This is a genomic window from Flavobacterium sp. MAHUQ-57 (genome assembly GCF_051908335.1).
GTDB lineage: Bacteria > Bacteroidota > Bacteroidia > Flavobacteriales > Flavobacteriaceae > Flavobacterium.
Window position 1 is genome coordinate 1533587 of the sequence record NZ_JBPZTE010000006.1, and the last position, 13833, is coordinate 1547419.

15 protein-coding genes are annotated in these 13833 nt (G+C 35.8%); 13 read left to right on the forward strand and 2 right to left on the reverse strand.

Going from position 1 to position 13833, the window contains the following annotated elements:
- Positions 1–60: 60 nt before the first annotated feature.
- Entirely contained in the window at positions 61–633 is a 573-nt protein-coding gene (locus tag ACS8MM_RS07585) for an adenylate kinase (RefSeq protein WP_379714846.1), read from the reverse strand.
- 41 nt (positions 634–674) lie between these two features.
- Positions 675–1208 (reverse strand): hypoxanthine phosphoribosyltransferase, encoded by a 534-nt coding sequence (gene hpt, locus ACS8MM_RS07590; protein WP_379714848.1) that lies wholly within the window; start codon positions 1206–1208, stop codon positions 675–677.
- Between the two features lie 71 nt (positions 1209–1279).
- Between hpt and ACS8MM_RS07595 the strand changes: the two genes are divergently transcribed.
- The 13 genes from ACS8MM_RS07595 (at position 1280) to ACS8MM_RS07655 (ending at position 13832) form a co-directional block, all read left to right on the forward strand.
- Positions 1280–1825 carry a hypothetical protein gene (locus ACS8MM_RS07595; protein ID WP_379714850.1) on the forward strand — a complete coding sequence of 182 codons (546 nt, stop codon included), beginning with the start codon at positions 1280–1282 and terminating at the stop codon, positions 1823–1825.
- Between the two features lie 318 nt (positions 1826–2143).
- A complete protein-coding gene (locus ACS8MM_RS07600) occupies positions 2144–3298 on the forward strand; it encodes a 5-(carboxyamino)imidazole ribonucleotide synthase (protein WP_379714852.1) in 1155 nt (384 codons plus the stop codon).
- Positions 3299–3343: 45 nt separating this feature from the next.
- A complete protein-coding gene (gene purE / locus ACS8MM_RS07605; RefSeq protein ID WP_379714854.1) occupies positions 3344–3829 on the forward strand; it encodes a 5-(carboxyamino)imidazole ribonucleotide mutase in 486 nt (161 codons plus the stop codon).
- 208 nt (positions 3830–4037) lie between these two features.
- A complete protein-coding gene (locus tag ACS8MM_RS07610; protein ID WP_379714856.1) occupies positions 4038–6062 on the forward strand; it encodes a M3 family metallopeptidase in 2025 nt (674 codons plus the stop codon).
- Between the two features lie 191 nt (positions 6063–6253).
- On the forward strand, positions 6254–7363 hold the full coding sequence (locus tag ACS8MM_RS07615) for an alpha-xenorhabdolysin family binary toxin subunit A (protein WP_379714858.1): 1110 nt from the start codon (positions 6254–6256) through the stop codon (positions 7361–7363).
- 5 nt (positions 7364–7368) lie between these two features.
- Entirely contained in the window at positions 7369–9828 is a 2460-nt protein-coding gene (locus ACS8MM_RS07620) for a hypothetical protein (protein ID WP_379714860.1), read from the forward strand.
- On the forward strand, positions 9821–10540 hold the full coding sequence (locus tag ACS8MM_RS07625) for a hypothetical protein (protein WP_379714862.1): 720 nt from the start codon (positions 9821–9823) through the stop codon (positions 10538–10540). Before ACS8MM_RS07620 ends, ACS8MM_RS07625 begins: the two co-directional genes overlap by 8 nt.
- A 9-nt stretch (positions 10541–10549) precedes the next feature.
- Positions 10550–11188 (forward strand): hypothetical protein, encoded by a 639-nt coding sequence (locus ACS8MM_RS07630; RefSeq protein ID WP_379714864.1) that lies wholly within the window; start codon positions 10550–10552, stop codon positions 11186–11188.
- Between the two features lie 186 nt (positions 11189–11374).
- Positions 11375–11878: a GbsR/MarR family transcriptional regulator gene (locus ACS8MM_RS07635; RefSeq protein WP_379714866.1), complete on the forward strand. Its 504-nt coding sequence runs from the start codon at positions 11375–11377 to the stop codon at positions 11876–11878.
- Between the two features lie 115 nt (positions 11879–11993).
- Positions 11994–12317, forward strand: a complete 324-nt coding sequence (locus ACS8MM_RS07640) for a hypothetical protein (protein WP_379714868.1) — start codon at positions 11994–11996, stop codon at positions 12315–12317.
- Positions 12318–12320: 3 nt separating this feature from the next.
- Positions 12321–13034, forward strand: coding sequence for a YqjF family protein (locus tag ACS8MM_RS07645; RefSeq protein WP_379714870.1), 714 nt, complete (start codon positions 12321–12323; stop codon positions 13032–13034).
- Positions 13035–13044: 10 nt separating this feature from the next.
- On the forward strand, positions 13045–13488 hold the full coding sequence (locus tag ACS8MM_RS07650) for a hypothetical protein (protein WP_379714872.1): 444 nt from the start codon (positions 13045–13047) through the stop codon (positions 13486–13488).
- Positions 13485–13832 carry a hypothetical protein gene (locus ACS8MM_RS07655; RefSeq protein ID WP_379714874.1) on the forward strand — a complete coding sequence of 116 codons (348 nt, stop codon included), beginning with the start codon at positions 13485–13487 and terminating at the stop codon, positions 13830–13832. The genes ACS8MM_RS07650 and ACS8MM_RS07655 overlap by 4 nt, the downstream gene beginning before the upstream one ends.
- Position 13833: the final 1 nt, after the last annotated feature.

Here is a 13833-nt window from a genome sequence, read left to right on the forward strand (position 1 = left end):
TCAGCAAGAAAATTATGACTATTTCCAATTGTTTATTGTTTGATTTTCGTTTGTACTAATTTACAAATTTTCAATTACATCACTCAATCGTTCTGTAATTTCAGCAATAGTACCTATTCCGTTTACTGCGTAAAATTTATCTTGTGCTTTGTAGTAATCCATCAAAGGAGCCGTTTTTTCATTGTATTCCTGATAACGGTTTCTTATTTTTTCTTCATCCTGATCGTCAACTCTACCAGATGTTTTCCCACGTTCCAACAAGCGCTGTACCAATATTTCATCATCGGCTTCTAAGGCAATCGTAGCGGTGATTGATTGTCCTTTCGATGCTAAAAACTGATCCAAAGCATCTGCTTGAGTTAAGGTTCTTGGAAAACCATCGAATAAAAATCCTGCTGAGCCCGGGTTTTTATCTACTTCATCTTGTAACATATTAATCGTAAGACTGTCTGGAACCAAATCTCCTCGATCGATATACGTTTTGGCTTCTATACCAAGCGCGGTGTTGTTTTTCATGTTGAAACGAAAAATATCACCTGTTGACAAATGAGTTAAGTTGTATTTTTCTTTTAAAAATTCTGCTTGTGTGCCTTTTCCTGCACCTGGTTTTCCGAAAAGAACAATATTGATCATTCTAATTTTTAAGGTTTATTGTTATATAATAGTGATGTTGTTTATTTTGATAATTGGTAAACGTCTTTCAGGTTTCTTCCCAATCCGTCATAATCCAATCCGAAGCCGACAATGAATTTATTTGGAATTCTGATACCAACATAATCCAATTTAATATCTTTTTTATATGCTTCAGGTTTTAAAAATAATGTTGCAATTTTAAAATGCTTCACATTCTGGCTTTTGAAAATATGCTTCAATTCTTCAATTGTATTTCCGGTATCCACAATATCTTCAACTATAATTACGGTTCGACCCTCCAAATTCTGATTCAAACCAATCAATTGTTTTACCTCATTTGTAGTCTCCGTTCCTTCATAAGAAGACATCTTAACAAAAGATACCTCACATGGACTATCATAATGCTTCATTAAATCGGACAGCACCATAAAAGAGCCATTCAAAACACCTATAAAAACAGGAACTTCATCTTGAAAATCATCCTCTATCTGCTTCGCCATATTGGCAATTGCAAAATCAATTTCTTGTGCCGAAATAAAAGGCTCAAAATACTTATCGTGTAATTTAACTTCCATAGTTGTGTTTAGAAATAAAGGGCAAAGATAATAAAAGAGTTGAGTATGCAGAAATTAATTATTTTTGAGCAATGAAATCAGACTTTTACATTAAAATTGAAAATTGTGCCGCGTATCGAAAAGACCGCGAAAAGAATAGAAATTTAGCCCTTCGCAACCCTGACTACTTGAAAGAAGTAACAGAAGTTGCTTTTGATCTGAATGACAAAAACCACCACAAAGCCTTTTGGATTTTAGAATTGGTTTGTGAAAAAAAACTAAAAGCCTTCTTACCCTACATCGAACAATTTTTAGAAACAATTCCAAATTTAAGAAATGATTCTGCCATTAGACCAGCTGCTAAAATCTGTCTTTTTCTGGCCAAAAGCAATCATCGCGCCAATGGGATTTCATTATCACAACTTCAGGAAACCCAAATCATTGAGATGTGTCTGGACTGGCTCATTCGTGATGAAAAAGTGGCTACAAAAGCCTACGCAATTAAAACGTTATTTGTTTTGGGCAAAAAATACGATTGGGTTCATGAAGAATTAAAAACTATTGTACAACAAGATTATGCCCATCATACTGCAGCATACAAGGCGACTGCACGAAATACTTTAAAAAAAATAAAATAAGTAAATCGCAAATTTTAACAAAATACACTGGAAAACCGTAAGTATTATAATACAAGTTCCCTTAATTTTACATCAAGAGATCCAAACAACAATAGTTTTGGATTTTTGGATAGATTGTAAATACAAAATATAATCCACCAGTAGTTCCAAAAAACGACAAAAACAAAAAATTACACCCCAAAACTCAATATTTTTATTTGGAAAACCCGGATTCGTTCCGGGTTTTTTTTATTTCTATAGTATTGCATTGTAGCTTTAAGTCAAGATCCTATTTTTTTTAAAAAATACTATCTTTGCACCACACACAACTACAACACAATGAAATATTTTTCTTCTGATTTTAAATTAGGAATCCTAGGAGGAGGCCAACTAGGTAAAATGCTCCTGACCGAAACCCGAAAATTTGACATTCAAACTTTAGTTCTTGACCCCAGTGATGAAGCACCTGCACAATTTGGCTGTACTGCTTTTTACAAAGGAAGCTTAATGGAGTTTGACACGGTATATCAATTTGGCAAAATGGTGAATGTATTGACCATAGAAATCGAAAATGTAAACTTAGATGCATTAGACAAATTGGAAGAAGAAGGATTAGCTGTTTATCCTTCACCAAAGACACTTCGCCTAATTCAAAACAAAGGCAAACAAAAAGATTTTTATGTAGCGAACAAAATCCCAACCTCAGCACATCAACGTTTTGTAGACTTGAATGCTTTAAATGAAGCCTTAGAAAATGACACCTTGAATTTTCCTTTTGTTTGGAAAAGTGCTCAGTTTGGATATGATGGGAACGGTGTGAAAATTGTTCGTTCAACTATAGACATGGTTGCTTTACCAGACGTTGAATGTATTGCTGAAGACATGGTACCGTTTAAAAATGAGTTAGCAGTGATTGTTTCCCGTAATCCATCGGGCGAAATCAAAACCTACCCAGTAGTAGAAATGGAATTCCATCCTGAAGCCAACCAAGTAGAATACACTATTTGTCCTGCAAGAATAAGTAAAAAAGTAGCCGATAAAGCACAAGAAATTGCTTTAAAAGTTTCGGAAGCTTTTAATCATGTTGGGTTATTGGCCGTTGAAATGTTCCAAACCGAAGATGATGCAATTTTGGTAAATGAAGTAGCCCCTCGACCTCATAACTCAGGACATTACAGTATTGAAGCTAGTTATACTTCTCAATTTGAACAACATTTACGATCCATTTTAAATTTACCTTTAGGAAGTACTGAAAGTAAGGTAGCGGGCATTATGGTGAATTTAGTTGGAGCTGAAGGCTTTACAGGACAAGTAATCTATGAAAACATTGAAAAGATTATGAAAATCCCTGGCGTTACACCGCATATTTATGGCAAACGCGAAACCCGCCCGTTTCGTAAGATGGGCCATGTAACCATTATCAATGAAGACATGAAGGAAGCCCGCAAAATTGCCGAGGAAGTCAAAAATACAATTAGAGTGATTAGTCAATAATTCAAAAAAGATTACATACAATCAAATCAAAAAACAAAACACACAATGAATAAAGTAGCCATCGTAATGGGAAGCATTTCTGACATGCCAGTAATGCAAGAAGCCATAGACATATTAAACAGTTTTGCTATCGAAACAGAAGTAGATATCGTTTCTGCACACAGAACCCCGGAAAAATTATTTGATTTCAGTCAAAACGCACACAAAAGAGGAATTGCAGTAATTATTGCCGGTGCTGGCGGAGCAGCCCACTTACCGGGTATGGTTGCTAGTATGAGTCCGTTACCCGTTATTGGTGTTCCGGTAAAATCAAGCAACTCAATTGACGGTTGGGACTCGGTGCTATCCATATTACAAATGCCAGGTGGAGTTCCTGTAGCTACAGTAGCCTTGAATGGTGCTAAAAATGCTGGTATTTTGGCTGCACAAATCATCGGATCTAACAATCCCGCAGTACTAGACAAAATTATCGCTTACAAAGAAAGTTTAAAACAAGCCGTTTTAACCGCTTCTGAAAATTTAAAACAATAAGTATAAAACAAAAAAAAGCTCCTAAATGTGGTATTTGGAGCTTTTAAGTAATACAAACATAAATATCGATATGGGTTAAATCAATATTTAAATTTTATATATTGTAATCCTGAAATTGAACGTTTAAAACCTATTTTATTGGTTTACAGCCCAAACATAATTATTATTTCGGTATACAACAAATAAAATCGACGAAATACACACACAAATGAATATTCTTACAAAATACTTTGACACAAAGCACAATACTGCTCCTTTTTCACAAATTAAATTAGATGATTATTTACCTGCTATTAAAGAAGGTATTGAGGCAACTAAAAAAGATATCGACGCGATAGTAAACAACTCGCAAAGTCCAACTTTTGAGAATACAATCGAGGCCTTGGAATTTGCCGGACCGCAGTTGCATCGTGTATCTACCATTTTCTTTAATTTGAATTCGGCAGAAACCAGTGATGAAATGCAAAAATTAGCACAGGAAATTTCACCTTTATTAACCGAATTGGCAAACGACATTACATTGAATGCCGATTTATTTCAGCGCATCAAATCAGTATACGACCAAAGAGAAGCGTTACAACTCACTACGGAGCAAGCTACTTTATTGGAGAAAAAATTCAAAGGTTTTTCCAGAAACGGAGCGCTTTTAGCTGAAGACAAAAAAGTACGTCTTCGCGAAATCGATACTGAACTAGCCAAATTAAAATTGACATTTGGAGAAAATGTATTAGCAGAAACCAACAACTACGAGTTACACATTACCTCGGAAAATGATTTAAAAGGCTTACCCGAAGATACTATTGAAACCGCCCGTTCGCTAGCAAAAAGCAAAGAGAAAGAGGGTTGGATTTTTACTTTAGACATTCCTAGCTATTCACCATTTGTAACTTATGCTGACAATCGCGAACTACGCAAAGAAATAGCTATTGCTTATGGAAAAAAGGCGTTTCAAAACAATGATTTTGACAATCAGGATAACGTAAAAAGAATTGTAGCCTTACGTCATGAAAGAGCACAGTTGTTAGGATACGAATCGCATGCACATTTTGTATTAGAAGAACGCATGGCACAAAATCCTGACAAAGTCAAATCGTTCTTGAATGATTTATTATCGAAAGCAAAACCTGCAGCTCAAAGAGAATTCGCACAATTAACTTCTTTTGCAAAAAAATTAAACAATATCGACCATCTAGAAAAATGGGATGGGGCCTATTATTCTGAAAAACTCAAACAAGAGTTATTCAATTTGGATGATGAAAAATTAAAACCTTACTTCAAATTACAAAATGTACAAGAAGGTGCATTTGAAATAGCAAAAAGATTATTCGGACTAACATTTACTGAAGTTTTCGACATCGATAAATACCACGAAGACGTTCATACTTTTGAGGTAAATGATTCGGATGGCAATTTAGTTGCTATCTTTTATTCTGATTTCTTCCCACGAAAGGGAAAACGAAACGGTGCTTGGATGACTTCTTTTAAATCACAGTATCGTAAAGAGGGAAAAAACGAAAGGCCACACGTTTCAATTGTTTGTAATTTCACAAAACCTACCGAAACCAAACCTTCTTTATTGACGTTCAATGAAGTGACAACTTTATTTCACGAATTCGGGCATGCCTTACACGGCATGTTAGCCAATACTACATATCCAAGTTTATCGGGCACCTCGGTATATTGGGACTTTGTCGAATTACCAAGCCAGGTAATGGAGAACTGGTGTTATGAACCGGAAGCTTTGGCCATTTTTGCCAAACATTATGAAACCGGCGAAATCATTCCGCAGGAATATGTGAACAAAATCAAAGAAAGCGCTTCCTTTTTGGAAGGAATGGCTACAATGCGTCAATTGAGCTTTGGGTTATTAGATATGGAATACCATGGTAAAGCAATTACCGTTGACAATGTCAAGACTTTTGAAAAAAATGCAATGGAAGCAACTGCCTTGTATCCCGATGTGGAAGACAACTGTATGAGTGTTTCTTTCTCTCACATTTTCCAAGGCGGCTATTCTTCAGGTTATTACAGCTACAAATGGGCAGAGGTTTTAGATGCCGATGCATTCGCTTATTTTCAGGAAAAAGGAATTTTCAATACTGAAGTTGCTGATAAATTCAAAAACTTTGTCCTATCGCAAGGAGGAACGGATCATCCAATGACTTTATATAAAAAGTTCAGAGGTCAGGAACCTAAACCCGAAGCATTATTAAAAAGAGCTGGATTGATATAAAAAACCCAACAATCATAATCAATAAAAACCGAAGTTAACCCTTCGGTTTTTTTATTCATTTTTTTTAAATTCAAAAACCAAGTAGAAACACCTGAAATACCCTTTACATCGAAAAACGCGTAAAAACACCTAAACCCAAGCACATAGATTGCAATAATTTAGCAGGATACAAACTAATAAAAACTAATATCATGTTAAGCGAAACTACAACTATTGATCTTGGTCCTGGTGCGATTGCAAAGGCACAAGTAGCAGGCGGTCCTGCTTTTATTTTATCTTCGACAGAATGGTTAGCCATTCAAACGTATGTTGAAAGTGGTATGGCATTGCCTACAACTGATGATGCTTTTAAAAAATTATTAGGATCGGGGGCTCCTAGTGATTTATCTGATTTCAAACCACTAATTGATGCTTACAAACTCATTAATGGTCATGTTACAGGATGGCAAACCGATACTTTTCCAAAAAGTGTATCGTTAGCATCTGACATTTACAATTATGCGCAACAAGCGCCAACCTATTACGCTCCAATTTTACCACTTGCAAAAAAATTAACCGCTAATCCAGATGACCAAGATGCTAAAAAGGAATTGGTTGCCATCTTAGATATGTTATCCAAAAGTGCTAGTGGATATCATGACAAAGCAAAAGAGGTTGCGGAGAAAATTCAAAAATTTGCCAACGATACGCAAGCTGACAAAAACACATTAAACGGAACGGATGGCAACGGTGGTTTGAAAAAATACTACAACGACAAATATGGTGCAACCAGTTCAGAAGTAGAAGAACTAACCAAAGAACTTCAAGCACAAAAAGTGATTTTAGATGCTGCTAATAAAGAATACGACCATGATGTTATTGTGGCTTCCACCACTCCAACTTACGCATGGGTTTGGCCATTTGGAACTATTGCTGCCGCTATTGTTGCAGGTGTTTATGGAGACAAAGCTGTAAAAGCTTTGGAGAGATCAAGAGCCGCTCAACAACAAATCAATTCATTAAGCAGCAAACTTGCAGCTGACACAATGTTGATGATTAACATTACCACAACCGAATCTAGTATTACCAACATCCTTGAACCATTAAACGCGGCGCTGCCGGTTATTCAAAAAATACAAGGGGTGTGGGGCGCGATTTCGGATGACTTGAACAATATCATCACTACTATCAATACTAATATTGCAGAAGCTTTACCTATCATCATGAATTTAGGAGTACAAACTGCAATAAACGAATGGACTGAAGTAGGCGGATTAGCTCAAGCGTATCGTTTAAATGCTTACATAACAGTACAAAAATAATTGTCATGTTAGTCGATAATTTAGTTATGAACCAGTCTGTAGCATTTACAGACTGGTCAACTTATTATAGTGAATTGCAAAAAAAAGGAAATATTCCCAACGCTTCTTCCGCTATAGTAAATAGAGACAATGCCATTTTTAGAGATATGTATCTGGATTTAGCCGCAGTGAAAGAAAAAATCCGAAACTCAGGTTTTACTCCATCGCTCATCACTATTTATGCCGATGTATTAACCATTAGCGACTTTACAAGTATGCTATTGGACTCAAGCGGCCTTATCATTTATGCCCGACGTATAGAATCTTCTGAAAATGCTTCTATATTGTTGAATTATGAAAAATCTTCAACAGCGCAATTGGTAATTTTCGCTTCTGAAATCGAAGGAGAAATCAATGTGACTGCAATCGAAAACAGAACAGATCAGCCAGTACAATTTACTTTAAATAAAGACATTATTTCACCGGGAATTTCAATCAATAATTTGGAAGGTAAGCCTGTTAGTCAAAAATTGAGTCTACAACAAGGAATCCCCTTTCAGTTACCCTACGACATGACTATGTATTTAAGCAATGCCTTTATTTATGGCTCTTTGTTGTACGATCAAAATCAATCCTTGGCATTATCAATTTTCCAATGGGTAAAAAGCTGGGCTGCTCAAAGTACCGACATGGAGGAACTCTTCTACAGAAGCACCAGTTTGGCTACTTTATTGAGTTCGGAAATAAATGCAGCTTCGAACGGTGCCCTATTTGTACCTTATCTTACTTCAAGCATCTACACCAATCTTGCAGAAGCATTTTCTAAAGAAGCCGAAAAATACGAGAATGACTACATGCATTTAAGTACGCAGAAAGTAGCCACCTTCGAAAATATTGCATTAGCCAAAACTATGGCTGCAAATTCGCAAAGCGAAATTGAGTATGTCAATGCTTTATTAAAACAAGCTAATGAAAATTACGACAATGCAGTAGCTGCTTCTAACAAAGCGCAATTCAACTTTACTAAACAAGAAATAAAAGTAAGTGATGTAGCGGCTAAATTTGAACAAATTGGAATTCCAGATTACCAAAGGGAACAAATCATTAAAGCGATAGTGAGTTTAGCTACAGCGGTGATTACGTTTGGTGCCGGAATTGCTATGACAGTTGCCGGCGATCCAGCGGCTGGTCCAGCGGCTACAAAAGGTGCGATAGATTCGGCAAAGGCAGTTGCCGACGCAGCCGACACAGCAAAAGATGTAGCTCAAACCGCAGACAGTTTGAAAAAATCAATGGAATCGCTTAAGAAACTCGTAGAAGTCCTTAAAAAAGTATACGAACTATCTAAAGCAGTTAAAGATGTGGCAAGTAATATCAGCACAGCCAAAGGACAAATCAAAGTGATTCAGGAAATGAATGATGCCACAAACGGAGTCGATTTAAGTGCAACAGAAGCTTGGGACATTTTCAAAATTCAAGCTGATAACATCTTGGAAGATCCCATAAAAAAAGAAATTGAATTCGCTGCTGAATACAAACAGGAGTTAGACATTTTGGTGGTTTATGGCCAATCGCTTTCTGCTTCCCAACTTGCTGTGATAAAAGCAGGGCAAGATGTAGCTTCTATTACATTTCAATTACATTATGCAAAGGAAAAACAAGAGAACCTACAAAAATTAGTCGATACTTTAAAAGTGGGAGATGCAATGATTGACGAAATGATGCTTCAGTTTTACCAAAAATACATTGATAGCAAAAGCTCTTTATTCTCTGCATTAAAACTCTATCAAGCTTCCTATTTTTATTGGGCGTTCCGAAAATCAGACATTCGTCCTAAAATTATTGATAAAGTGAATGATTTGAATGCTGGAATCAAAGACATTACTAAAATTGCTATGGATACAGCCAATGCACTAAACCAATTCAATCCTCCACCACAAACCATGAGTAATATTTTGTTCGAAATTGAAGACGAATCATTACTTAATGAATTGAGAACAACCGGAAAAACCACCTGGGTTTTACCTATGAATAATCCGGAGTTCGACGGATTGAATAGAGTTCGACTTTCAAAGATACGCGTATGGCTTGAAGGTATTTCTTTACAACCGCATAGCGATTCGGTTTATATCAACATTACAACAGCTGGTAATTATTTAGACCGTTACAACAATCAGAATTATCAGTTTGGCAGTAAAGAATTAAAAAGAGCTTTTAAATACCGTATTGCAGACAAAGGGCAAAATCCCGACTGGAAATTTGATAATAACTCGTATGGTTTTGTTCAAATTGACGGATCAGTTGACCAAGAAGTAGCCTATGCTTATTTCCAGCCCACACCTTTCAGTGAATGGAGTATCTCGTTAACGTCAAATAACACAGGTGTCGATTTTTCAAAAGTATCTAAAATAACCATGTATTTTGAAGGTTCGGCAATTGGCTCAACGAAAAGTATGAATGCTCAAAAAAAATTGAACAATGCTTAATTTAGCTTCAACTGCTGTTAGCGAACTATTTACAATTCCTGTAAATGATTGGACGGCGATTAACAAAAGAGTGGGTGAAATTAAGGCTTCGGCAAACATCAAAGACTACATTTCAAGTATTCTTGCCGGCTATCCTGATCTTTTGACAAGTTGTCTTCAATGGGAAAAAAGCACATTCATTGGACTGATAAACCAGTCCAATGAATTAGCAAAGTATGCCGACGAAGCCATATCCAATTTTACGCTACTGAATAACAATGTAAAGGCTTCTCTAAATGCAGGAAATACCAAAGTTCCTAATGACTTGCAACAACAAACGATAGCGACTTTGGAAAAATTAAGAAATGATACTATACCTTTAGAAAATACTTCCAATAGTCTTTCTTCAGAAGTACTTACTTTTTTAAATAACAATATCATTGTTGATACCCAAATGCTAAAGTACAAAGATACATTGGGTACATTTTGGGCACCAATTGGAGACAATATCAATACATTAGAAGGCGCTGCCAGTAATGTCACTTCGGTATGGAGCGCTATAACGGATGATTTAAACAATACGCTCAACGCTCCTATTACAGTTGACTTTGCATTTATCACATCCCTGAACATCGATGCTGCGATTATCGATTGGCAAAATATTAAAGCGGAAGCAACCGCATTCCCTTTACTAACCAATGGACAAGAGAACTATTGGACGAACCCATTTTAAATTAAACGTATGATAACAATAACCAACGAAAATCTCAGCAGTTTACTTCAGGCTGCAAATGTCGGCCCATTTATGCAGGCTGAAATTGTTTCTCTTACAGGAAAAGGAAAATTAAGAGTGACTTGCAACTGGTTGTATTCCTCTTTGAATTGCGATCCGAATGACAACTCTACTTTTTTGTGGCAATTCAATAAGATAGACGACCAACATATTTCGCTTTCACCTGTCAACAGTTGCATTACAAAAACCATCTATGCCAGCGTAAGAGATGATATCAATTACTACGTACAAGTCCAGGCTCCGTATTCGGCAGATTGGATAACAGCCGTTGCGCGAGATGAAATCATAGGTTTTCAGTTGAGAAGTACCGCAATAGCACAACTAACCGGTTTCAACGGAAAATTCATCCGAATGAATGACCAACCGGACAACCAGAGTGGACATTCGGGTTATAGAGTACGAAGTATGGGAGAAACTTTTGATCAAAATGCACAATGGTTCATCGGAATCAAAAACTCTCTACAAAGTCATATACAATTCAGCGAACTGAATTATAGTATCGAATCCATCGGACAACAATTAAAGGAATCTCATATTGAAATTGAGGAAAATGTACTACAAAAAGTAGTTTCCCAATTACAATACTGATTATGTTTGTTTTACACCCGAAAAGCATAGACTCATTTCACCATAAATGAAGTGTATGCTTTTCTTTTAAATAAACTTTCATTTTTTTTTGAAAGTTTAAAAACTTTGTTATACATTTGTCTCATGACAATGAGCATTTTTAATGCGATTTGCATTTGACCTTTAATAAAGTGATATAAGCAGCAAATGGACTTCAAAGAAGCAAAAAATAAATTCGTTCAAACGTGGGGAGCATTAGGTTCACAATGGGGAATCAACAAAACTATGGCACAGATTCATGCCTTGTTAATGATTTCAAGCGAAGCCGTTTCTATGGAAGACATTATGGAGGAATTGCAAATTTCCAGAGGCAACGCTAGTATGAATTTGCGTGCGTTGATGGACTGGGGCATTGTATATAAAGAATACAAAGCAGGTGAACGTCGTGAGTTTTTTACAGCAGAAAAAGATTTGGATGAATTAGCTGTTAAAATTTCTCGTGAACGAAGCAAAAGAGAAATCAAACCGGCATTAAAGGTTTTAAAAGAAGTTTCTTCTATTGACGCCTCCTCATCGGATGAAGAAAAACACTTTGTAGAACAAACAGCAAAACTGTATGATTTCGTTTTAAAAGCGGATAATGTTTTGGATAAAATTACGGAATACAAAGACAATTGGTTAGCACAGATTCTAATCAAGTTCATGAAATAGTTCTTTTACAAAGCAGCTATTTATAAAACCTTAAAAAAGAAAAAGAATAATACATAACTATTTTTTTTAACTAAAACTTTCATTTTTTTCTGAAAGTTTAAAATGTACAAATACTATGAAAACAGCATTGAAAATAATTGAAATCATCAATATTGCCGCATTAATGTTTTTGCTAATGGGAGCATATGGCTTGCCTGTAACCGGTTTTTTACAGGTTGTCGCCGCACTAATTTTTGTTGGAACTTTCCCTAAAAACAAATTCATTTATGTCTACTTCGGATTGGTTATTTTCTTCTTTTCAGTCTGGAGTGGTTCTTTGGAAGATTGGTTTTTTATCATTCCCATTTTTCTGATTTTCTTTTTGACCTTCATTATTTACCATCAAAAATGGAAGCTAAAAAAGGAAAATCAAGAATCAGTTACAACAGAAAAAAATTAAAATATGAGCTTCTTAACCGCACAATGGAAAAACCTGATTATGGCAAACTATGTTGTCAATTCGGAAGTACTTGAAAAATACCTGCCAGCTGGAACGGAACTCGATTACTGGAACGGAAACTGCTATGTAAGTTTGGTTGGATTTCTCTTCAAAAACACAAAAGTTTTAGGTTTCAAAATACCGAATCACACCAATTTTGAAGAAGTCAATCTTCGGTTTTACGTCAAACGTTTTGAAAACGGAGAATGGAAACGCGGAGTGGTTTTTATTCAGGAAATAGTTCCCAAAAGCATGATTACTTTGGTTGCCAATACCTTCTACAGAGAAAATTACAAAACCTTGGTCATGCAGCATGAGAACCAACTGAAAGCTGAAATCAGAAAAGTGAGTTATAGTTGGGAAAATCAAAAGAAAACCAATCAGATTACGGTCAACGCATATGATTTTGCTTCAACAATAGATGAAGGAAGCGAAGCTGAATTTATCACCGAACATTACTTCGGTTATACCAAATACAATGAAAACACCACCTACGAATACGAAGTAAAACATCCAAAATGGCAACAATATCTGATTAAAAACTTCGAGATTACAATTGACTTCAAAAATGCGTACGGTAACGATTTTGCCTTTTTGAATGAACTGATTCCATCTTCTGTATTCCTAGCTAAAGGTTCTGAAATCAGTGTAGAAAAAAAACGAAAAATTAAACTTTAAATTCAAAATCATGAACATTCCCAATTGGTTAATCATCTCGGCAGGATTAGGTCAAATATTTACCGCTATGATATACCCGTATATACGACACCGCGTTTTTGATTGGTATACTGACGTTCAAAAACTAAAACCATTAAATCAGGAAATTGCGAAAACTTATGGACGATACATTCAAGGTTTGAATTTTTCTTTCGGAGCTATTACATTATTGTTTACCAATGAATTGAAAGAACAATCGGCGCTTGCGGTTGCTTTGACAGGATTAATTGCTGCGTATTGGGTTGGAAAAGTAGCCACTCAAATTGCCTATTATCCCATGTATGACATTCCAAAAAGAACCTTGTTTAAGATTGGAAGTTACTTCATGAATACCTTGTTCGTCCTTTTTGCGGTAACCAACACCTTGCTTTTCATTCACAATCTGACAGGACATTATAAACTCTTTCAGTCATGAACCTCAACATTGCAGGATATGTTATTTTCCTCATCATCATTAGCTATATCATTCTCGTTGTTGGAAAAATATGCTACCGAAATGGAAATATTTACGTCGCCTCACTAATTCCGGAACACATGGATTTATGCCAACAGATCAACAAAATGCTTTTGATCGGATATTATTTAGTCAACCTAGGTTACAGCGCTATGACCATAGTCAATTGGGAAGCCATTACTTCAATACAGCAATTGGTGGAAATCATAGCGACAAAAACAGCCATTATAGTACTACTCCTTTCGTTGCTTCATTATACAACCATTTTTATACTCACCAATTACATTCAAAAATTAATTAAATAAG